The 21510-nt window shown below is 22.8% G+C and carries 30 protein-coding genes and 2 pseudogenes; 13 read left to right on the forward strand and 19 right to left on the reverse strand.

Annotation, left to right across the window (positions count from 1 at the left end):
• Position 1: 1 nt before the first annotated feature.
• Together ABWV63_RS04575 and leuS are read right to left on the reverse strand one after the other, a co-directional pair.
• Positions 2-736 carry a sugar phosphate nucleotidyltransferase gene (locus tag ABWV63_RS04575; RefSeq protein WP_353306993.1) on the reverse strand — a complete coding sequence of 245 codons (735 nt, stop codon included), beginning with the start codon at positions 734-736 and terminating at the stop codon, positions 2-4.
• Entirely contained in the window at positions 726-3164 is a 2439-nt protein-coding gene (gene leuS / locus ABWV63_RS04580; RefSeq protein ID WP_353306994.1) for a leucine--tRNA ligase, read from the reverse strand. Before leuS ends, ABWV63_RS04575 begins: the two co-directional genes overlap by 11 nt.
• Before the next feature lie 366 nt (positions 3165-3530).
• Here leuS and ABWV63_RS04585 point away from each other — a divergent pair, with 366 nt between their 5' ends.
• Together ABWV63_RS04585 and ABWV63_RS04590 are read left to right on the forward strand one after the other, a co-directional pair.
• Positions 3531-3695: a hypothetical protein gene (locus ABWV63_RS04585; protein ID WP_353306995.1), complete on the forward strand. Its 165-nt coding sequence runs from the start codon at positions 3531-3533 to the stop codon at positions 3693-3695.
• A 40-nt stretch (positions 3696-3735) separates the two neighbouring features.
• The gene (locus tag ABWV63_RS04590; protein ID WP_353306996.1) at positions 3736-4965 is read left to right on the forward strand and encodes an amino acid permease; all 1230 of its coding nucleotides are present in this window, start codon (positions 3736-3738) and stop codon (positions 4963-4965) included.
• A 25-nt stretch (positions 4966-4990) separates the two neighbouring features.
• Here the strand turns inward: ABWV63_RS04590 and ABWV63_RS04595 are convergent, their stop codons facing one another.
• From ABWV63_RS04595 to ABWV63_RS04605, 3 genes are all read right to left on the reverse strand, one after another.
• Positions 4991-5227, reverse strand: coding sequence for a hypothetical protein (locus ABWV63_RS04595; RefSeq protein WP_353306997.1), 237 nt, complete (start codon positions 5225-5227; stop codon positions 4991-4993).
• A 438-nt stretch (positions 5228-5665) separates the two neighbouring features.
• Positions 5666-6076, reverse strand: coding sequence for a transposase family protein (locus ABWV63_RS04600; RefSeq protein ID WP_353305744.1), 411 nt, complete (start codon positions 6074-6076; stop codon positions 5666-5668).
• A gap of 19 nt (positions 6077-6095) precedes the next feature.
• Positions 6096-6359 (reverse strand): transposase family protein, encoded by a 264-nt coding sequence (locus tag ABWV63_RS04605; RefSeq protein WP_353306998.1) that lies wholly within the window; start codon positions 6357-6359, stop codon positions 6096-6098.
• A gap of 894 nt (positions 6360-7253) precedes the next feature.
• On the opposite strand from ABWV63_RS04605, the gene ABWV63_RS04610 reads away from it, so the two are divergent.
• From ABWV63_RS04610 to ABWV63_RS04630, 5 genes are all read left to right on the forward strand, one after another.
• On the forward strand, positions 7254-7376 hold the full coding sequence (locus ABWV63_RS04610; RefSeq protein ID WP_353306999.1) for a hypothetical protein: 123 nt from the start codon (positions 7254-7256) through the stop codon (positions 7374-7376).
• A 140-nt stretch (positions 7377-7516) separates the two neighbouring features.
• On the forward strand, positions 7517-7729 hold the full coding sequence (locus ABWV63_RS04615; protein ID WP_353307000.1) for an IS630 transposase-related protein: 213 nt from the start codon (positions 7517-7519) through the stop codon (positions 7727-7729).
• A gap of 63 nt (positions 7730-7792) precedes the next feature.
• Positions 7793-8407: an IS630 family transposase gene (locus tag ABWV63_RS04620; protein WP_353307001.1), complete on the forward strand. Its 615-nt coding sequence runs from the start codon at positions 7793-7795 to the stop codon at positions 8405-8407.
• 62 nt (positions 8408-8469) lie between these two features.
• The gene (locus tag ABWV63_RS04625) at positions 8470-8958 is read left to right on the forward strand and encodes an IS630 family transposase (RefSeq protein WP_353307002.1); all 489 of its coding nucleotides are present in this window, start codon (positions 8470-8472) and stop codon (positions 8956-8958) included.
• A 352-nt stretch (positions 8959-9310) separates the two neighbouring features.
• Positions 9311-9529, forward strand: coding sequence for a hypothetical protein (locus ABWV63_RS04630; RefSeq protein WP_353307003.1), 219 nt, complete (start codon positions 9311-9313; stop codon positions 9527-9529).
• A 2-nt stretch (positions 9530-9531) separates the two neighbouring features.
• On the opposite strand, the gene ABWV63_RS04635 is transcribed toward ABWV63_RS04630, so the two are convergent.
• From ABWV63_RS04635 to ABWV63_RS04645, 3 genes are read right to left on the reverse strand one after another with little or no spacing between them, the layout of a single operon-like run.
• Entirely contained in the window at positions 9532-9840 is a 309-nt protein-coding gene (locus tag ABWV63_RS04635; protein WP_353307004.1) for a transposase, read from the reverse strand.
• A gap of 51 nt (positions 9841-9891) precedes the next feature.
• Positions 9892-10050, reverse strand: coding sequence for a transposase (locus ABWV63_RS04640; protein WP_353307005.1), 159 nt, complete (start codon positions 10048-10050; stop codon positions 9892-9894).
• A 43-nt stretch (positions 10051-10093) separates the two neighbouring features.
• Positions 10094-10414 (reverse strand): transposase, encoded by a 321-nt coding sequence (locus tag ABWV63_RS04645; RefSeq protein ID WP_353307006.1) that lies wholly within the window; start codon positions 10412-10414, stop codon positions 10094-10096.
• A gap of 220 nt (positions 10415-10634) precedes the next feature.
• On the opposite strand from ABWV63_RS04645, the gene ABWV63_RS04650 reads away from it, so the two are divergent.
• From ABWV63_RS04650 to ABWV63_RS04660, 3 genes and pseudogenes are all read left to right on the forward strand, one after another.
• The gene (locus ABWV63_RS04650; RefSeq protein ID WP_353307007.1) at positions 10635-10757 is read left to right on the forward strand and encodes a hypothetical protein; all 123 of its coding nucleotides are present in this window, start codon (positions 10635-10637) and stop codon (positions 10755-10757) included.
• Between the two features lie 24 nt (positions 10758-10781).
• Positions 10782-10973, forward strand: a complete 192-nt coding sequence (locus ABWV63_RS04655; protein WP_353307008.1) for a transposase family protein — start codon at positions 10782-10784, stop codon at positions 10971-10973.
• A 39-nt stretch (positions 10974-11012) separates the two neighbouring features.
• Positions 11013-12039 (forward strand): annotated as a pseudogene (locus ABWV63_RS04660) (IS3 family transposase); the annotation flags it as partial.
• Positions 12040-12434: 395 nt separating this feature from the next.
• On the opposite strand, the gene ABWV63_RS04665 reads toward ABWV63_RS04660, so the two are convergent.
• From ABWV63_RS04665 to ABWV63_RS04680, 4 genes are all read right to left on the reverse strand, one after another.
• Positions 12435-12671, reverse strand: a complete 237-nt coding sequence (locus ABWV63_RS04665; protein ID WP_353307009.1) for a transposase — start codon at positions 12669-12671, stop codon at positions 12435-12437.
• 196 nt (positions 12672-12867) lie between these two features.
• On the reverse strand, positions 12868-13278 hold the full coding sequence (locus tag ABWV63_RS04670) for an IS3 family transposase (RefSeq protein WP_353307010.1): 411 nt from the start codon (positions 13276-13278) through the stop codon (positions 12868-12870).
• A gap of 41 nt (positions 13279-13319) precedes the next feature.
• On the reverse strand, positions 13320-13598 hold the full coding sequence (locus ABWV63_RS04675; protein ID WP_353307011.1) for a transposase: 279 nt from the start codon (positions 13596-13598) through the stop codon (positions 13320-13322).
• A gap of 18 nt (positions 13599-13616) precedes the next feature.
• A complete protein-coding gene (locus ABWV63_RS04680) occupies positions 13617-13913 on the reverse strand; it encodes a hypothetical protein (RefSeq protein WP_353307012.1) in 297 nt (98 codons plus the stop codon).
• 312 nt (positions 13914-14225) lie between these two features.
• On the opposite strand from ABWV63_RS04680, the gene ABWV63_RS04685 reads away from it, so the two are divergent.
• The 3 genes and pseudogenes from ABWV63_RS04685 to ABWV63_RS04695 all read left to right on the forward strand — a co-directional run bounded on the left by ABWV63_RS04685 (position 14226) and on the right by ABWV63_RS04695 (position 18729).
• Positions 14226-17183, forward strand: a complete 2958-nt coding sequence (locus ABWV63_RS04685) for an AAA family ATPase (RefSeq protein ID WP_353307013.1) — start codon at positions 14226-14228, stop codon at positions 17181-17183.
• Positions 17184-17242: 59 nt separating this feature from the next.
• Positions 17243-17371, forward strand: coding sequence for a hypothetical protein (locus ABWV63_RS04690; protein ID WP_353307014.1), 129 nt, complete (start codon positions 17243-17245; stop codon positions 17369-17371).
• 173 nt (positions 17372-17544) lie between these two features.
• Positions 17545-18729 (forward strand): annotated as a pseudogene (locus ABWV63_RS04695) (IS256 family transposase).
• Here ABWV63_RS04695 and ABWV63_RS04700 read toward each other — a convergent pair.
• The 7 genes from ABWV63_RS04700 to ABWV63_RS04730 form a co-directional block, all read right to left on the reverse strand.
• On the reverse strand, positions 18726-18926 hold the full coding sequence (locus ABWV63_RS04700; RefSeq protein ID WP_353307015.1) for a hypothetical protein: 201 nt from the start codon (positions 18924-18926) through the stop codon (positions 18726-18728). The pseudogene ABWV63_RS04695 and the gene ABWV63_RS04700 overlap by 4 nt on opposite strands.
• Positions 18893-19159 (reverse strand): hypothetical protein, encoded by a 267-nt coding sequence (locus ABWV63_RS04705; protein ID WP_353307016.1) that lies wholly within the window; start codon positions 19157-19159, stop codon positions 18893-18895. The genes ABWV63_RS04700 and ABWV63_RS04705 overlap by 34 nt, the downstream gene beginning before the upstream one ends.
• Before the next feature lie 606 nt (positions 19160-19765).
• Positions 19766-19966, reverse strand: coding sequence for a transposase (locus tag ABWV63_RS04710; RefSeq protein ID WP_353307017.1), 201 nt, complete (start codon positions 19964-19966; stop codon positions 19766-19768).
• Positions 19967-19973: 7 nt separating this feature from the next.
• On the reverse strand, positions 19974-20138 hold the full coding sequence (locus tag ABWV63_RS04715; RefSeq protein ID WP_353307018.1) for a hypothetical protein: 165 nt from the start codon (positions 20136-20138) through the stop codon (positions 19974-19976).
• 25 nt (positions 20139-20163) lie between these two features.
• Complete coding sequence (locus ABWV63_RS04720; protein WP_353307019.1) at positions 20164-20592, reverse strand: IS630 family transposase; 429 nt, start codon at positions 20590-20592, stop codon at positions 20164-20166.
• Positions 20593-20632: 40 nt separating this feature from the next.
• On the reverse strand, positions 20633-20992 hold the full coding sequence (locus ABWV63_RS04725) for an IS630 transposase-related protein (RefSeq protein WP_353306970.1): 360 nt from the start codon (positions 20990-20992) through the stop codon (positions 20633-20635).
• Positions 20993-21101: 109 nt separating this feature from the next.
• Complete coding sequence (locus tag ABWV63_RS04730) at positions 21102-21428, reverse strand: transposase family protein (RefSeq protein ID WP_353307020.1); 327 nt, start codon at positions 21426-21428, stop codon at positions 21102-21104.
• Positions 21429-21510 lie beyond the last annotated feature (82 nt).

Below are 21510 nucleotides of genomic sequence, written 5' to 3' on the forward strand. Positions count from 1 at the left end.
ATTATTTAAAATATTTATTAGTTCGTTCTAAATCAATAATATTATCAACATCCCAATGACAAACAAATGATAAAACATAAGGTTTTAATTCAAAATTATGTTTAATACTATTACTAATTAAATATTTACCAATCATTGTTGTTTGCAATACAAGTTCTTGTTGTTGATTTATTAAATCTTCACCAATAACTTTTGCTCATTTTTTAGTAATATAACTTCATTCTCCTGCCAAGAAACTATCCTTTTTTTTACTTTTAATAATATCAATAATATTACCATCCTTGTTTAATTTATAACTTCAATCTTCTTTGATATTATCATGATCACGATTAATAGCGGCCATCATATTAGTTGAAAAATTATTTAAAAAAATATTTTTTGTACTAATCATATCACCAGAAATAATAAAAATATCATCTTGACCATTAAAATATGATGATACTAATGTCAAAGCATAACCACTATTATAATCAAGGAAATGTTGATTATTTATTAAGATTAATTTTGAATATTTATTAGTAAGAAAATTAAATTCATCTTTTAAATGACCAGTAATGACAATAATTTTTTTTAAATCATGTATTTCAATTAAATGATTAATTATATGTTCGATTAAAGTTAAACCTTTAAATTTAATTAACGATTTATGAACATTATTTGAGATAGGTTGTAATCTACTGCCAATTCCTGCTGCAAAAATAATAGCGACTTTCATTATTCCTCCTTTACTTAACAACAAAATTAACGATCTTATTTGGTATACAAATTGTCTTAATAATTGTTTTATCTTTCAATCAATATTTTACTTTTTCTTCATTATTAACTACTTTTAAAATTTCTTGATTATTTAAATTTTCTTTTACTACTAAAGTTATTTTCGTTTTACCATTAATCTGAATAGCAATAGTAACTTCACTAGTAATCAAAAATTTTACATCATAACTTGGGAACTGACTTTTATTAATACTTTCTTTATTACCAAATTGAAATCATAATTCTTCAGCAATATGTGGAGCAAATGGATTTAATAATTTTAAAAAATTAACTAAATATTGTTGATAAATAGTTGGTGCTTTATAACAAGCATTGATAAAAATCATAAGTTGTGCAATAGCAGTATTAAAATTTAAATTGTTAATATCATTAGTTACTTTTTTTACAGTTTGATGATAAATTGTATCTAATGATTTATCATTCTTAGTAGTAATTTTTATTTTATACTCATCTTTATTAACAAGACGATAAATACGCATTAAAAACTTATAACAACCAACTAAACCACTATTTAATCACGGTAAAGACGCTGTTAATGGTCCCATAAACATTTCATATATTCGTAAAGTATCAGCACCATACTCATTAATAATATCATCTGGATTAACAACATTACCGCGTGATTTAGACATTTTTTCATTATTTTCACCAAGAATCATACCTTGATTTACCAATTTTAAAAATGGCTCTTTAACATTAACTAACTTTAAATCATATAGTACTAAATGTCAGAAACGAGCATACAATAAATGTAAAACAGCGTGTTCTTGACCGCCAATATATAAATCAACCGGTAATCAATAGTTAAAACGTTTTTGCGCAATATCACTATTAAAATCACAATAAGTACCATCATCATTTTTTAAAATATATGCTAAATAATATCAACAACTACCTGCTCATTGTGGCATTGTATTAATTTCTCTTTTTCCTTTTACACCATCTTTTCTAGTTACATGTAATCAGGAATTTGGTGCATTAGTTAAAGGTGCATTACCTGAATTAGATGGTTTAATATTAGTCATTTTCGGTAATAATACTGGTAATTGTTGTTCATCTACTGTTGACATTGTACCATCTTCTCAATAAATTATCGGAAAAGGTTCACCTCAATAACGTTGACGAGAAAAAAGTCAATCTCGTAACTTATATGCAGTATGTACTTTTCCTTGTTTTAAAGTTAGTAATTTTTTAACAATTAAATTAGTAGTTGTTTCTAAATCCTTACCATTAATAAAATCAGAGTTAATATATTCACTATTACCCAAAAATGGTTCATTTTTATTATTAGTTTTCATAATAAAATTGATTGGTAAATTTTTATTTTTAGCAAAAATAAAATCACGACTATCATGTGCAGGAACACCCATAATTGCTCCCGTCCCATAATGATTTAAAACATAATCACCAACTCAAATTGGTAATTTACTTTTAGTAAAAGGGTGAATAGCATAACTTCCAGTAAAAACACCAGATTTTAAAGTATCATCTCCTTGACGCATTAAATCTGTTTTAGTTTTAGCATCTAAACAGTATTGAGTAACTGCTTTCGAATATTCACTAGTTGTTAAATAATGAATTAATGGATGTTCAGGAGCAAGTACTAAAAATGAAACACCAAAAATAGTATCAACTCTTGAAGTAAAAATAGAAACCTTACATTTATTATTTTCAACTATAAAATCAACTAGTGTTCCAACACTTTTACCAATTCAATTACGTTGTAATTCCTTAACACTATTTGGCCAGTCTAAATCATCTAATCCTTTTAATAATTTTTCAGCATACTTAGTAATTTTTAAAACCCACTGACGCATTGCTTTTTTAATAACTGGGAAATTACCACGTTCAGAAACCATATGACCATTAATGTTAATTATTTCTTCATTAGCTAAAACAGTTCCTAATTGTTCACAAAAATTAACTTCAACATCTTTAATTTCAGCTAACCCTTGTTCATAAAGTTTAATGAAAATTCATTGTGTTCACTTATAATGTTGAGGATCTGTAGTATTAACTTCTTTATTATAATCAAAACTTAGACCAATGCTTTGTAATTGTTTACGAAAATTATTAATGTTTTGTTTAGTAAATGTCTCTGGATTATTACCTGTATTTAAGGCATATTGCTCAGCTGGTAAACCAAAAGCATCTCAACCAATTGGATGCAAAACATTAAAACCATTCATTATTTTAACTCTAGAAATAACATCAGCAGCACAATAACCTTTAGGATGGCCAACATGTAAACCTGATCCCGAAGGATAAGGGAACATATCAAGAATATATGATTTTGGTTTTTTATTATCATCAATGTTTGTTTTAAAAGTTTCATTTTTTAATCAATACTGCTGTCATTTTTTTTCTATTTGTTGGTGATTATAACTCATGTTTTTCTCCTTTAATATGTTCAGGTAAAGTAATCATAAAACCATAATATCATAATCATTTAACAAGTTGCAATGTTTACTTATTGATTAAATTATATTTTAAATATTTTGTTAATTATCAATCAATGTTATTAAACTATTTGCTAATATTTATTTTATACAACAAAAGAAATAGTTTTTATTGTATTTAAAATAAAATATACTATATAATTATCGTTAATATCAAATAAATTCAAAGGAGGATTCTATGAACACACAAAAAGTTTTAAATAAATCTTTAAAACAAAAAAACAAAGCAGCAAAAAATAGGCTTAGGAGAACTGGTGTGACTTTGGATTTAATTATACTTGCACAATAGCTTTTCCTATGTCTTTTATAGGAATATATTATTCAAATAATGGCGGAGTTGGATTACATCTAATCTTAATTATGATTTTAGGCGCTATAATAGCTATTATTAGTGCATGTGCTTTTTTAAAATTTAGTAAAGTTTATGCTGGTAATAATGATTGGAGCATATATTTATGTTAGAGCAACTTTTTGTCGTTTTTAAGGATGAATAATTGGCTTTATGCAATATATCATTTTACCATCTACTGTTATTGGTTGTATTATTTCAATGTTTAGAATTAACTTAAACCAATTATCATTTTTTTCTTGATTACCTGATAGATGATCTAATTTATTTATTGATAGTTTAGGAATTATAGTTTATTGTTTGGTTACAAGTTGTATCTATTTTGGATTAAGAGGTTTTCGTTGATTTGTTAATATTTCAGGAATCATTAAATGATTGTCAACTTGTTTTTTGATTATTTGTGCCATTATTCTGGTAATCAAAAACGGCACTATAGTTTATCAACAAGCATTTGTTGGTACTAAACATCTTCATTTTACAATTAATATTTTTAATAATGCTTTTAGTAATTTTTTCTACTTTTTCCTTGGTTTTGAGACCTTTACTGTTATTGGAAAAAATGTTAAAAATCCTAATAAAAATTTAGGTAGGGAAACAATTATTGTCTTATTTTTGACAACTATTTTTTATTTAATGATTACAATTTTAATTATTGGTGCCATCAGTTCACAGGGACCTAATGGTAATAACGGATGAGCAAATGGTGGTAATAATTATAACCCAAATAATGTTATTGCTGGCATTACTGGTACAACGGGTATCATTTTACTAGTTATTTGTACTTTATCAATTAAATTGAATGGTGTAATACAAGTAGCGCTATATTCTGGAGCTATGCTACAACCATTAACTAAAGAAGGATACATTAGTGAAAAAATAGCCAAATTAAATAAAGAAAATATTGCAATGTATGGTAATACTATTAATTTTATAATTACAATTATAGTTTGTATTATTATGCTAATAATTCCGGATTTAATTGGAATTAGTTTTAATTATAACCAAATGTTGGTATTTACAACTAATATAACAATCTTTGTTTATCTTTTTGTTATAGCAGCAACTTGTGTTATGGGTTATTATAAAAAAATAAAAATAAAAGTTATTGAATGAATTATGTTTATTATCTGTTTATTATTTTTAATTAGTCAATTCATTATTTTTAATTATAATATGATTCATGATTTAGTAAGCAACAAAGGAATCATATTAATTGCAATTGCTATTAAGTTTTTAATGTTTTGAGTATTTATTATAATTGCTACTATTATTTATTTTACTTATTATAAACCAAAACTAAAACAAAGATTAATAACAAATCCAGAATATCAAAATCAATTAGATAAAGAATTTATTTTTAATTCTCATCTAGTAGTTAATTAAATTATTTAAAAATTATATTATCTTATTATCGTCAAAAATAAACTAAATTAGTTGCTGGTTTTTTACAAAAACAAGTACCAGTAGTAGTTGTAATTTTAAATTTAGCATATGCTTGAAAATGTTCAGATCAACCAATATCAATTGTATGTTGAGCATGTTTTCCTAATTCAATTGCCGCTAATACAACCTTTTTCTCATTTAATGCTTTATTCATTAATTTAATATTAACATCCATAATAATAATATCTTCTGGGCGTATCAAGTTAATGGTTAGATTTAATAAGAACTTAAATGAGAGATAACACTCTCATTTTTTAATTGTTAAACAATTATAATTAATTATTTTATTAAACCAGCACTTTATTAAATTAATTAATTATTACATAACTAAATAAAAAAATTATTTAGACTATTATGATGGAATATTCCAATAGTAATTTTTGTGTTGCTCTTTTACAATTTGATATTTTTTTGGTTCTCTTCCCCTAAAAACCCTACCCTCCAAGGCTTATGCTACTGTAAGTAGCATAAGCCTTACGTATAGTAGATAAGTAGTTAGTAGTATATAAGCCTTTTTTATCACCTACAGTGATAAAAAAGGCTTATATATAAGACATATTCCGTAAATAAATTTAATCAATTGTCAATAATAATATTTATAAATTTTTTAGTGTTAATAATTATAGAAGTTAATATTTTTTTATTTTAATGGTTTTGTTTTATTAAAAATTTCACAAAGTAAGTTAAATCTTAAGTACATAAGTCTAAATATACTTTTTCTACATTTATTTATTAAAATTTTGAATCTTTTTAATCAAGCAAAAACATGTTCAACTTTAATTCTAATTTTTGAAATAATTTTATTGTAGATTTTTTCTTGTTTAGTTAATTTTTTGTTTTTAGTTTTTTTAATTGGTAATATAGTATTTTTATAAATATTTTGTATTCCTTGATATCCCAAATCACCAATAATTATTGTTTTTTCTGAAAATTCAAGATTTGAATTTTTTAATATTTGAAAATCATGTACTTTTCCATTATCAGCAAAAATATCAACAATTTTTTTATTAAAAAGTCATATATAATTTGAAATTTTATAGAAAACATTCAACTTTTACCAGAAAAATATTCTAACTGTAGTTTTTTTTAGTTGGTCTTTCAATTTCAATTTCAGTTGAATCAATTAAATAAAATTGAAATTCATTTAAATCTTCTTGTTTTTTATCAATTTTTGATTTTCATTTTGTTTTTAAAAACTGATAATCTTTGTCATCACTAAGTTTATTTTCTACTCAAGTAATATTTCGAAAACAACTTGATGCACTCATTTTATATTTAATACTCATTTGGAAAAAAATATAATATTCTTTTCAGTATACTAAAGTCATCATCAATCTTTCTTCAACTGAAAGTTTATATTTTCTACCTTTACTTTTTTTTAAATTTTATATTTCAATTAATTTTGTTAACATTTAATCAAAATGAAAACGTTTTATACCAAAATATCTATAAAATTGTTCATTTTTTAATGTTTTTAAATTTTCAAAATTCATTTTTATCAACACCTTATTAATTTATTAATAAAGAAATTATAAAATAAATTTTAAATTATTAATTGACTTTTAAAAAATTTATTTACGGAATATGTCTATAGAAAGGATATGTAATGATTAATGTTAATTTAGATATTAAAAATAAAATTAAAGAAACAACTAAAGGTATGCTATTAGAAATTGGTGAATATGAAACATGATTTCCTATTAAAGATACTATTATTGATTAAAAAAATAAAAAAATAGAATTAAAAATAATTGAAGATTTTTATTATAAATTAGGTAAAAAATCAATTACAAAAGATATTGAAAGTGTTAAAGGTAGTGATATTTTAAAATATATTAAAAATATTCCAAATATTACTAGAAATGAAAATGAATTAATATCTTGTGAATTTTATGAACAATATAATGGTTATTATATTTTTAAAAATGATAAAAATCAAGAATGTTTTAAATATAACATTACATGAGAACAAGGCATGAAAAGTTTTAAAATAAATAATCAATATAACGATAATTATTTAGCAATAAATTATATAGTTACACCAATGAAAGATATATCAACTCATAATAATAAAATATTTTATTTAAAGTATTAAAGGAAATTAATATGTTATTAAATGTTGAAAAAATAGAATTAATTAAAAATTTATGTAATGAAAAATTACTTAAAAATCAAAAATATATTGAAATAGATGAAATATTAAAAATTATAGAAAGGGATTAATAATTATGGAATGTAGAGAATATAGAATTAAAGGTTCGTGTTATATTTGTCATAAAAATTCATCATATGGAAATAGAACTTGTAATAAATGTTTTTATAAATTAATTGGTGAAAATAATGAAATGTAATATTCATAACGAAAAATATATAGCTAACTAAAGTAATGTTTACTCATAAATAATGTAAAATAATAATATGTAATTTAAACAGTTTTTGAATTTAAAAGTACAATTCAGCAATATTTAAAATAGATTAGGAAGATTAAATTATGCCAAAACCATACATTGAAGACTTACGAAGAAAAGTAATAGAAGCCTATGAAAGTAAAAACATGAAAATTAAAGAAATTTGTAAAGTGTTCAATATTACTAGAAAGACTTTATTCTTATGAAGAAAAAGAAAAAAAGAAACTGGGCATATAAAACCAATTTTGAATTATCAAAAAGGACATAGCCACAAAATAAAGGATTTAGATGAATAAAAAAATTATTTAGCGTAAAATAAAGATTTTACAGTTCAAAAAGTAATTGAAAAATTTGGTGATATGACTAAAGAAACAGTTTATAACTATTTCAAAAAACTAAATTATACATATAAAAAAACTTTTTTATATGAACAAAGAGATAAAAATAAACAAGAAGATTTTTTAAAAGAAATAGCTAAAATAATGAATGAAGATTTAGTATTATATATTGATGAATCTGGAATTGATGATAATGAATTTTATAAATATGGTTGATCTGAAAAAGGTAAAAGATTATTTGATAATAAACCCGCATATAAAATAAAAATAATGAGTATAATTGGTTCACTAAATAAAGGCAAATTAAAAGCCCTATGAGCATTTGAAGGGCATTGCAACAGTAAAATTTTTGAATCATATGTAAAAAATATACTAATTCGAGTATTAAAGAGTGGACAAATTATAGTTTTAGATAATGCAACGTTTCATAAATCTAAATTAACAAAACAATTAATTGAAAATGCTGGATGCAAACTATTATTTATTCCGCTATATTCTCCTAATTTAAATCCAATTGAGCATTTTTGATTCGCTATAAAACATAATATAAGAAAAATATTACCAAATTATTGACCAAATATTAAAAAAGCTATTGATTTTGTTTTTCAAGATATGAGTAAACATTACTTTAGTTAGCTATATATGAACAAAGAGATAAAAATAAACAATAATATTTTTTAAAATAAATAGCTAAAATAATGAATGAAGATTTAGTATATATTGATGAATCTGGAATTGATGATAATGAATTTTATAAATATGGTTGATCTGAAAAAGGTAAAAGATTATTTGATAATAAACCAGCATATAAAATAAAAAGAATGAGTATAATTGGTTCGCTAAATAAAGGTAAATTAAAATCCCTATGAGCATTTGAAGGACATTGCAACAGTAAAATTTTTGAATCATATGTAAAAAATATACTAATTCCAGTATTAAAGCGTGGACAAATTATAGTTTTAGATAATGCAACGTTTCATAAATCTAAATTAACACAACAATTAATTGAAAATGCTGGATGCAAACTATTATTTCTTCCGCCATATTCTCCTAATTTAAATCCAATTGAACATTTTTGATTTGCTATAAAACATAATATAAGAAAAATATTACCAAATTATTGACCAAATATTAAAAAAGCGATTGATTTTGTTTTTCAAGATATGAATAAACATTACTTTAGTTAGCTATATATGATTTAGTGAATTAGAAAATACGTATTATTGTAATAAATGTATAAATAACATGATTGAAGAAGATATGTATTTAACATCAAATAATTGAGATTACTTATATGAATATTATATTAATGAATTACAATTAGAAAATTTTAAAGGAGTGTAAAAATGAATCAATTAGAATTACAAAATGCAATGAAATTAATAGAAAAATTTGAAGAATTACAAGAAAAATTTAATAGTAAATATGAAGATTTAGAAATTAACGGTAATGTTTAGTAATCTGTGTAAATTACAAAAATAACTATGTTTAATTAATTCTAGTAAATAAAATTAAATAACTAGAAAGAGTGAGTTACGTATGTCTAAAAAACAAAATATTAATAATAATGATCCAATATCAAAAGCAGTAGATTTATTATTAGAAAATAATGAAGATTTAACAACAGTTTTTAAAGAGGGAGGTTTATATAAAGAATTAACAAAAAGATTAGTTGAAAAAATGTTGAATTCTGAAATGCAAAATTGAGGCTTTTTAAAAATCTGTGTATCTTTTTACAAATTTACTAGTTTAGATTAATTCTATCTTCAAATTTTATCATAAAATGAGCAATTTTGAATGGACATTATTCATTTTTTTGTTATATTTTCAATTGCTAAGTAAAATATTTTAAAAACTGCCATATCATTTGGAAAAACTTTTTTATTTCTAATAACTTTTCGTAATTGGCTATTAACAGATTCAATAGCATTTGTTGTATAAATCACTCTTTTGATTTCTGCAGGATAACTAATAAAAACCATTAAATTATCTCAATTTTTATATCATGATTTAGCAATTTGAGGATATTGTTTATTTAATTTAATTTCAAAAGATTCTAAAGCTTGCATTGCTTGTTCTTCACTACATGCACTATAAATTGGTTTTAAATCTGTAATTAGTTATTTTCTATGTTTGTATGAAACATATTTTAAACTATTTCTAATTTGATGGACTATGCATAATTGATGTTCGGTTTTAGGATAAACTGATTGTATTGCTTCTGACATTCCTGTTAAATTGTCACTACAAGCAATATCATTTAAGCCTCGATTTTTCATTTCTGTGAAATTAGATAATCAAAACTTAGAACCTTCATTTTCACTAATTCATAAACCTAAAATATCTTTTTTTACCTTCTAAATCAACTCCTAGTGCTATATAAACTGATTTGTTAATAATTCGTTTATCTTGTCGTACTTTAACTACTATACAATCAAAATAAACAATCGGATAAACACTTTCTAATGGCCGATTTTGTCATGCTTTAACATCATCAATAACATCATCAGTAATTTGACTAATAACACTTTCACTAATATCAGCACCATGATATAACTCTTGTAACTGCATTCTAATATCTGATAAAGTCATGCCTTTGGCATATAATAGACATATTCCGTAAATAAATTTTTTAAAAGTCAATTAATAATTTAAAATTTATTTTATAATTTCTTTATTAATAAATTAATAAGGTGTTGATAAAAATGAATTTTGAAAATTTAAAAAAAACTAAAAAATGAACAATTTTATAGATATTTTGGTATAAAACGTTTTCATTTTGATGAAATGTTAACAAAATTAATTGAAATTGAAAGACCAACTAAAAAAACTACAGTTAGAATATTTTTCTGGTAAAAGTTGAATGTTTTCTATAAAATTTAAAATTATATATGACTTTTTTAATAAAAAAATTGTTGATATTTTTGCTGATAATGGAAAAGTACATGATTTTCAAATATTAAAAAATTCAAATCTTGAATTTTAAGAAAAAACAATAATTATTGGTGATTTGGGATATCAAGTAATACAAAATATTTATAAAAATACTATATTACCAATTAAAAAAACTAAAAATAAAAAATTAACTAAACAAGAAAAAATCTACAATAAAATTATTTCAAAAATTAGAATTAAAGTTGAACATGTTTTTGCTTGATTAAAAAGCGGATGGGTTACACTTTATTGGACACTAATTACGTAGACAAGTGAACAAATTAGTTAAAAGAAAGGAATTATAATTATGGCCAATATTAACTCATATTCAGATGAATTTAAAAAACAAATAGTAGCTTTATATCAAAGTGGTAAGTCAGTTTCTTGTCTTGCTAAAGAGTACAATGTTACAAGAGCAGCTACTTATAATTGAATTAAGCAATTTACTAATTCAGGCAGTTTTAAAACCAAAGATAACCGTTCTGTTGAAGAAAATTAATTAATTAAATTAAGAAAATAATTAAAACAATTAAGAATGGAAAATGATATTTTAAAGCAAGCAGCACTAATAATAGGCAGAAAATAGAAATTATTACTAAAAATAAAGTTAAATATAAAATTCGTACAATGTGTCGTTTTTTAAAAATCTCTAAATCAACATATTATTTTAATTTCAAGAAAAAAGAAGATAAAATTAAAAATAATATGTATGATGAAGCTGTTATTAGTGCTTTTAAAGAAAATAAAGAAGCTTATGGAACAAGAAGATTAAAATTTGTTCTAAAAGAAAAGAAAATTAATTTATCAAGACGAAAAATTAAAAAAATTATGAATAAACATAATTTAATATCAAAATACACTAAATTATCATACAAAAATTATCATAATAAAGTCAATGATAGTCAAATTACTAATCTTGTTAATAGAGACTTTAATAATATGCTTAAAAATGAAGTTATTGTTAGTGATTTAACTTATGTTCAAGTTAATGGTAAATGAAACTATATTTGCTTATTAATCGACCTGTACAATCGCGAAATGTAGGTACTAAAAAAGATGCATCATTAGTATATCAAGCATTTATGTGCTCAAATCGTTGTTTAAAAGATATTCAAATATTTCATAGCGATCGCGGTAATGAATTTAATAATAAAAATATTGATAAACTTTTATTAGCCTTCAATATTACCCGCTCTTTAAGCAAAAAAGGTTGTCCTTATGATAACGCTGTTGCTGAAGCAACTTTCAAAACTTTCAAAACAGAATTTATTAATGATAAAAATTTTACATCATTAATCCAATTAAAATTAGAATTATTTGATTATATCAATTGATAAAACAACATAAGAATCCACAGCACTCTAAACTACTTAACCCCCATAAAACACCAAGCACAAATGTCTACCAAAAAACAGTCCTAAAAAAGGTTGCCATTCCAAAGATTCAAAATTTTAATAAATAAATGTAGAAAAATTATATTTAGACTTATGTACTTAAGATTTAACTTACTTTGTGAAATTTTTAATAAAACAAAACCATTAAAATAAAAAAATATTTTTAATATTTTTTTAAAAATTTAAATTTTTATCAAGTTAATATAAAAATAATATTAACAATTTTTGTGTTTTCAATATAAATTTATTTTTAAAGTATTTTTTTAAAAATATTAACTTCTATAATTATTAACACTAAAAAATTTATAAATATTATTATTGACAATTGATTAAATTTATTTACGGAATATGTCTAATGAAAGAGCTTGTTGATCAAAACCATCAAATCTTCTTTGTCTTTTTGCAACTATTACTGGCACAAAATTACTATTACGATCTCGTGGTGCATTAATCTCAATTTTACCTTGTTGGGTTATTAATTTTTTTGAACTTATACCATTACGATCATTTTCACTATTATTATGTTGATTTTTTTCATATCCTAAATAATTTTGCATTTCAGAATTCAACATTTTTTCAACTAATCTTTTTGTTAATTCTTTATATAAGCCCCCCTTTAAAAACTGTTGTTAAATATTCAGTATTTTCTAATAATAAATCTACTGCTTTTGATATTGGATCATTATTATTAATATTTTGTTTTTTAGACATAAGTAACTCACTCTTTCTAGTTATTTAATTTTATTTACTAGAATTAATTAAAAATAGTTATTTTTGTAAGTTACACAGATTACTAAACATTACCTTTCATTTACCATTAACTTGAACATAAGTTAAATCACTAACAATAACTTCATTTTTAAACCTATTATTAAAGTCTCTATTAACAAGATTAGTAATTTGACTATCATTGACTTTATTATGATAATTTTTGTATGATAATTTAGTGTGTTTTGATATTAAATTATGTTTATTCATAATTTTTTTAATTTTTCGTCTTGATAAATTAATTTTCTTTTCTTTTAGAACAACTTTTAATTTTCTTGTTCCATAAGCTTCTTTATTTTCTTTAAAAGCAATAATAACAGCTTCATCATACATATTATTTTGAATTTTATCTTCTTTTTTCTTGAAATTAAAATAATATGTTGATTTAGAGATTTTTAAAAAACGACACATTGTACGAATTTTATATTTAACTTTATTTTTAGTAATAATTTCTATTTTCTGCCTATTATTAGTGCTGCTTGCTTTAAAATATCATTTTCCATTCTTAATTTTTTTAATTCTTTTCTTAATTTAATTAATTCATTTTCTTCAACAGAACGGTTATCTTTGGTTTTAAAACTGCCTGAATTAGTAAATTGCTTAATTCAATTATAAGTAGCTGCTCTTGTAACATTGTACTCTTTAGCAAGACAAGACACTGACTTACCACTTTGATATAAAACTACTATTTGTTTTTTAAATTCATCTGAATATGAGTTAATATTGGCCATAATTATAATTCCTTTCTTTTAACTAATTTGTTCACTTGTATACGTAATTAGTGTCCAATAAAGTGTAACCCGTCCATTTATTCATCTAAAGATGAGATAAAACCAAGATGTCAAAGGTGTTTGTGACTTGTGAAAAATGGTGTCATGAAGAATACTAAATGTTTGATGACATTTCAAACATCTTATTCTTCTCAAATCAGAAACATTCAAACTAGAAGAAGCACACCTGATACATTTCATTACTTTCAACTTTGCTATATATTTCAAACAATCGTTTTCATTTTGAAATATGCTATTGAATTCATTTCAATTCATTTTTTCCTCCACACTAGTACATGTGGAGATAATTTCCGTTATTAGTAATATTATTAGTACTAAATTATTTTATTTGTGAATTAATAAATTTTATTATAAAACAATTAAAGAACAAATAATAATGCAATATTCGGGACTTTCCTAAAAACTATGTTTTTTAAATAAATTTTAGTTGTAAAATCACTAAGTTACACAGATTACTAAACATTACCTAATATATTTATTATATTATTTTCTGCTAAATCTTAATAATAAATATTAAACTGATTCATGGTAAAATATAAATATATATTTTAAAATAGGTGAGGTAAGATGGCATTCTTAAAAAGAATTGAAGCATATGGTTTTAAGTCATTTGCAGAGCCTTTAACAATAGAATTTGATAATAATATTGTAGGTATTGTCGGTCCTAATGGTTCTGGAAAGTCTAATATTAATGATGCTATTCGTTGAGTTTTAGGTGAACAATCAGTTAAATCATTACGTGGTGAAAATAGTGAAGATATAATTTTTAATGGTGCTAAAGGTAAACAACCATTAAATAGCGCTCAAGTTACTTTAGTTTTTGATAATAATAATAAAATATTTAAAGTTGATTTTAATGAAGTACAAATTACTAGAATAACTTTTCGTAATAGTTCAGAAAATGAATATTACATTAATAAAGCTCGTGTTCGTTTAAAAGATGTACAAGAAATTATTATGGGTACAGGTTTAGCTAAGGGTTCACTTGCAATTATTAGTCAAGGTAATGTTTCGCGATTTGCTGATTCTAAACCAGAAGAAAGAAGAACTTTATTTGAAGAGGCTGCGGGTGTTTCAAAATACAAAAAGAGGAAAGAAGAGTCATTACGTAAATTAGAGCGTACTAATGAAAATTTAGTTAGAGTTAATGATATTATTAGTGAAATAAGTAGAAAAATTGAACCATTAGCAAAACAAGCACAGAAAGCTAAAACTTATGTTGAATTACGTGATAATTTAAAAAAATATGAAATTACTATTATTGTTAAAGATTTGGAGACATATCATAATCAATTAAAACTTACAACAGTCAGTATAAATGATAATGAAATTTTACAACAACAACTTAATTTAAATATTAGTAAGAATGAACAACAATTAAAATTTTTAAAAAATAAAAGTTATGATTTAGATAAAAACATTAATAGTTTAGAAATGAATTTATCTAATGTTAATAGTTTATTGCAAGTTTTAGAACAACAAAAATCATTAATGAAAACAAAACAAAATGAAATAAAAGATCAAACAGAAGTTGAAAAATTAAAAAATGAAATTGAAACTTTGCTTACTATTATTGAACAAAAAACTTTTTTACAAAAAAAAGAACAAGAAAATTTTGATAAAATTAATAATTTATTTGAAGAACTAAATGTTCAGCATCAAGATTTAATTTTAGGACAAAATAATATTCATCGTGGTTTAGGCGAAAAAAAAGCACAATTAGAATCGATAATTAATTATCAACAACGACAAAATCAAAAATATTTGGGTGTTCAAACGATTTTAAATAATAAAGATAAACTATATGGCATCATTGGAGTAGTGAGTGATTTAATTTCGGTGCCCGATTTTTATAGTGAAGCGATTGTTAAAATATTGGGCAATACTTTAAAAAACATTGTTACGGTGACTAACAAAGATGCAACCAAGGCTGTTGAATTTTTAAAACAAAATAAAGCGGGAATTGCCACTTTTTTACCTTTAAATTCAATTCAAGTTCGAACAGCGACTAAAGAAGATGAAATTATTGTTAATAGTAAATCGGGTTATTTAAGTTTTGCTCATCATTTAGTTACAGCAGTTGATAATAGAATTCAGCCGATTATTAATTTTCTTTTAGGTCGTACTATTATTTGTGAAGACTTAGAAAGCGCAAGAGTTATTTCACAATTAATTGCTGCTAAATATCAATGTGTAACTTTAGATGGTCAATTAATTAAAGCTGGAGGTGCTATTGTTGGAGGTTATCAACATAAAAATAGTATTAATGTTTTTAAAGAAAAGTTAATAGTTTCTGAATTAAAAGAAGAAATTAAATCATTAGAACAACAATTAGTTAATATAAATGTCCAAAGAACAAGTATTGAAAGCGAATTAAATAATTATCAAGGTCAAAAGTTGACAACTATTTTAACAATAAATAAATTGATTAGTAAAATTAGTTATATCACTAATCAATCACAATTATTAACTACTCAATATCAAACATTGACTGGTCAAAAATTAGATATTGATACTACAAATCAATTAAATGATATTTTTATTCAATATGAAAATTCTGAATATGATCAAGTGACAATAAAAAGTCAATTACAATTAATTCGTAAACAGAAACATCAATTATTAGAACAAATGCAAACTTTAGAAAATGAATTATATAGTTTAAATCAAGAACATTTTATGACTAGTGATAAATTAAATAACCAAAAACTTGAGCAAGTAAAAATGGAGTCAAAAGTAGAACAACATTTAAGGCGTTTGGTCGAAACTTATAATTTAACTTATGAATATTCTAGAGAATATTATAGTGAACCATTAGCAGATGAACAACAAGCACGTAATTTGGTACAACAATTACGTAGTGAGATTGAAGATTTAGGATTTGTAAATATTAATGCTATTGAAGAATTTGAAAATGAAAATGAACGTTATTTACGTTTAAAAACTAAACATGATGAATTGCAATTAGCATCACAATCGTTGTTAACAGCAATTGATGAAATGGATAATGTTATGGTAACGCAATTTGATGAAACAATAAAAGATATTAATATGGTATTGCCCGAAACATTTCAAACTTTATTTGGTGGAGGAACTTGTAGTTTACGATATACATCACCTGATGATATTTTAAATACAGGTGTGGAAGTGCTTGCTAATCCCCCTGGTAAAAGAATTAGTAATTTAAACTTATTATCAGGCGGTGAAAAATCATTAGTTGCATTAGCAGTATTATTTGCTATTTTAAAAGTCAAGCCATTGCCATTGACAATATTAGATGAGGTTGAAGCGCCATTGGATCCAGCTAATTTAGAGCGTTTTGCTAGATATGTTCGTAGTTTTTCACAATATACACAATTTATTATTGTTACTCATCGTCCAGGCACAATGGAAAATTGTGATGTATTATATGGCACAACTATGCAAAATCAAGGAATTACGAAAATGGTAGCCATTAAATTAGCAGATGCTAAAAAAATTATTGAAAGCGATAAATCAGCGAAAAATGTTAATTATGTTGTTTAAATTTTTAATGTTAGCATAGATGTTGATTGAAAAAATATAATTCTAGGACTTCACATTATATGCATGAAGTTAAAAGTGAATCATTTTCTAAAAAATACTTTAAAGAAACAAGTAGTATTGATATGATTTATAGTGATATTAAATCTGCTCGTTTAGATAAATTGGATAATATTTTAAAGAAAAAATAAAGTCAATATAATAAAATATTGTAATTAATGGTAATGTTTAGTAATCTGTGTAACTTACAAAAATAACTATGTTTAATTAATTATAGTAAATAAAATTAAATAACTAGAAAGAGTGAGTTACTTATGTCTAAAAAAATATTAATAATAATGATACAATATAAAAAGCAGTAGATTTATTACTAGAAAATACTGAAGATTTAACAACAGTTTTTAAAGAGGGAGGTTTATATAAATAATTAACAAAAAGATTAGTTGAAAAAATGTTGAATTCTGAAATGCAAAATTATTTAGGATATGAAAAAAATCAACATAATAATAGTGATAATGCTCGCAATGGTATAAATTCAAAAAAATTAATAACCCAACAAGGTAAAATTGAGATTAATGTACCACGAGATCGTAATAGTAATTTTGAGCCAGTAATAGTTGCAAAAAGACAAAGAAGATTTGATGGTTTTGATCAACAAGTTCTTTCATTATATGCCAAAGGCATGACTTTATCAGATATTAGAATGCAGTTACAAGAGTTATATCATGGTGCTGATATTAGTGAAAGTGTTATTATTCAAATTACTGATGATGTTATTGATGATGTTAAAGCATGACAAAATCGGCCATTAGAAAGTTTTTATCCGATTGTTTATTTTGATTGTATAGTAGTTAAAGTACGACAAGATAAACTCATTATTAACAAATCAGTTTATATAGCACTAGGAGTTGATTTAGAAGGTAAAAAAGATGTTTTAGGTTTATGAATTAGTGAAAATGAAGGTTCTAAGTTTTGATTATCTAATTTCACAGAAATGAAAAATCGAGGCTTAAATGATATTCTTATTGCTTGTAGTGACGATTTAACAGGAATGTCAGAAGCAATAAAATCAGTTTATCCTAAAACCGAACATCAATTATGCATAATTCATCAAATTAGAAATAGTTTAAAATATGTTTCATACAAACATAGAAAATCACTAGTTACAGATTTAAAACCAATTTATAGTGCATGTAGTGAAGAACAAGCAATGCAAGCTTTAGAATCTTTTGAAAGTAAATGAAATAAACAATATCCTCAAATTGCTAAATCATGATATAAAAATTGAGATAATTTAATGGTTGTTATTAGTTATCATTCAGAAATCAAAAGAGTTATTTATACAACAAATGCTATTGAATCTGTTAATAGTCAATTACGAAAAGTTATTAGAAATAAAAAAGTTTTTCCAAATGATATGGTAGTTTTTAAAATATTTTACTTAGCAATTGAAAATATAACAAAAAAATGAACAATGCCCATTCAAAATTGAAATACAGCAATTGCTCATTTTATGATAAAATTTGAAGATAGAATTAATCTAAACTAGTAACTTTGTAAAAAGATACACAGATTTTTAAAAAGCCTCACTTTTTGAACTGTAACATCTTTATTTTGCGCTAAATAATTTTTTAATTGATCTAAATCCTTTATTTTTTGGCTATGTCCTTTTTGATAATTCAAAATTGGTTTTATATGCCCAGTTTCTTTTTTTATTTTTCTTCATAAGAATAAAGTGTAACCCATCCATTCATTAAAGCGCCAATTGTTGTTTCACTATGAGTATTTTCATAGCGCCTTACTTCTTGAACACTACTATCACTAAAATTACAACATATAAATAAATCAAATGCTAAACAGTTTCGAGTTTTTCTTGTTCCACGTGTTGTTGGTATAAAACGATAAAAACAATTATTATTAAAATATTCTGCTCATTCATCACCAATCATATGCTTTAAAAATATCTCAACTAAAACCATAATTATTATCACTAAAATTAAGATTATATTTTTTATTCAGTTGTGCATAACTACTAATAAAAGCCATATTTTACTCCCTAATTTTTATAAAAAATATAATTAAATCATTAACAAACAAAATTTTGAAAGGAAGATTAAAAATGATAAATTTACCATTTGCAAATCATTTTGATTGAGACAAACACGATTTTAATCAAAATGAATTGAATTTAAAACAAACAGAATAACTATTTAAAGAAATAGATGATTTTTTATGAAATACATGTGATAAAACTAAATATAAATCATATAGATTTAGAAAACGAAAATTAAAAGCAAAAAAAGGTTTATAAAAAAGGTTTATTAAATTATAAACGACTTATTTGTACATAAGACATATTCCGTAAATAAATTTAATCAATTGTCAATAATAATATTTATAAATTTTTTAGTGTTAATAATTATAGAAGTTAATATTTTTAAAAAAATACTTTAAAAATAAATTTATATTTCAAACACAAAAATTGTTAATATTATTTTTATATTAACTTGATAAAAATTTAAATTTTTAAAAAAATATTTTTAATATTTTGGTAATGTTTAGTTAATTTTTTATTTTTAGTTTTTTTAATAGTGTAATATAGTATTTTTATAAATATTTTGTATTCCTTGATATCCCAAATCACCAATAATTATTGTTTTTTCTGAAAATTCAAGATTTGAATTTTTTAATATTTGAAAATCATGTACTTTTCCATTATCAGCAAAAATATCAACAATTTTTTTATTAAAAAAGTCATATATAATTTGAAATTTTATAGAAAACATTCAACTTTTACCAGAAAAATATTCTAACTGTAGTTTTTTTAGTTGGTCTTTCAATTTCAATTTCAGTTGAATCAATTAAATAAAATTGAAATTCATTTAAATCTTCTTTTTTTTTCTTAATTTTTGATTTATAACTAACTAAAGTAATGCTTACTCATATCTTGAAAAACAAAATCAATAGCTTTTTTAATATTTGGTTAATAATTTGGTAATATTTTTCTTATATTATGTTTTATAGCAAATAAAAAATGTTCAATTGGATTTAAATTAGGAGAATATGGTGGAAGAAATAATAGTTTGCATCCAGCATTTTCAATTAATTGTTGTGTTAATTTAGATTTATGAAACGTTGCATTATCTAAAACTATAATTTGTCCACGCTTTAATACTGGAATTAGTATATTTTTTACATATGATTCAAAAATTTTACTGTTGCAATGTCCTTCAAATGCTCATAGGGCTTTTAATTTACATTTATTTAGTGAACCAATTATACTAATTCTTTTTATTTTATATGCGGGTTTATTATCAAATAATATTTTACCTTTTTCAGATCAACCATATTTATAAAATTCATTATCATCAATTCCAGATTCATCAATATATAATACTAAATCTTCATTCATTATTTTAGCTATTTCTTTTAAAAAATCTTCTTGTTTATTTTTATCTCTTTGTTCATATAAAAAAGTTTTTTTTATATGTATAATTTAGTTTTTTGAAATAGTTATAAACTGTTTCTTTAGTCATATCACCAAATTTTTCAATTACTTTTTGAACTGTAACATCTTTATTTTGCGCTAAATAATTTTTTAATTCATCTAAATCCTTTATTTTGTGGCTATGTCCTTTTTGATAATTCAAAATTGGTTTTATATGCCCAGTTTCTTTTTTTCTTTTTCTTCATAAGAATAAAGTCTTTCTAGTAATATTGAACACTTTACAAATTTCTTTAATTTTCATGTTTTTACTTTCATAGGCTTCTATTACTTTTCTTCGTAAGTCTTCACTGTATGGTTTTGGCATAATTTAATCTTCCTAATCTATTTTAAATATTGCTGAATTGTACTTTTAAATTCAAAAAATGTTTAAATTACATATTATTATTTTACATTATTTATGAGTAAACATTACTTTAGTTAGCTATATATTTTGTTTTTAAAAACTGATAATCTTTGTCATCACTAAGTTTATTTTCTACTCAAGTAATATTTCGAAAACAACTTGATGCACTCATTTTATATTTAATACTCATTTGGAAAAAAGTATAATATTCTTTTCAGTATACTAAAGTCATCATCAATCTTTCTTCAACTGAAAGTTTATATTTTCTACCTTTAGTTTTTTTTAAATTTTCTATTTCAATTAATTTTGTTAACATTTCATCAAAATGAAAACGTTTTATACCAAAATATCTATAAAATTGTTCGTTTTTTAATTTTTTTAAATTTTCAAAATTCATTTTTATCAACACCTTATTTTTTTATTAATAAAGAAATTATAAAATAAATTTTAAATTATTAATTGACTTTTAAAAAATTTAT

The organism is Spiroplasma ixodetis (genome assembly GCF_040369795.1).
Lineage (GTDB): Bacteria > Bacillota_I > Bacilli_A > Mycoplasmatales > VBWQ01 > Spiroplasma_E > Spiroplasma_E ixodetis_B.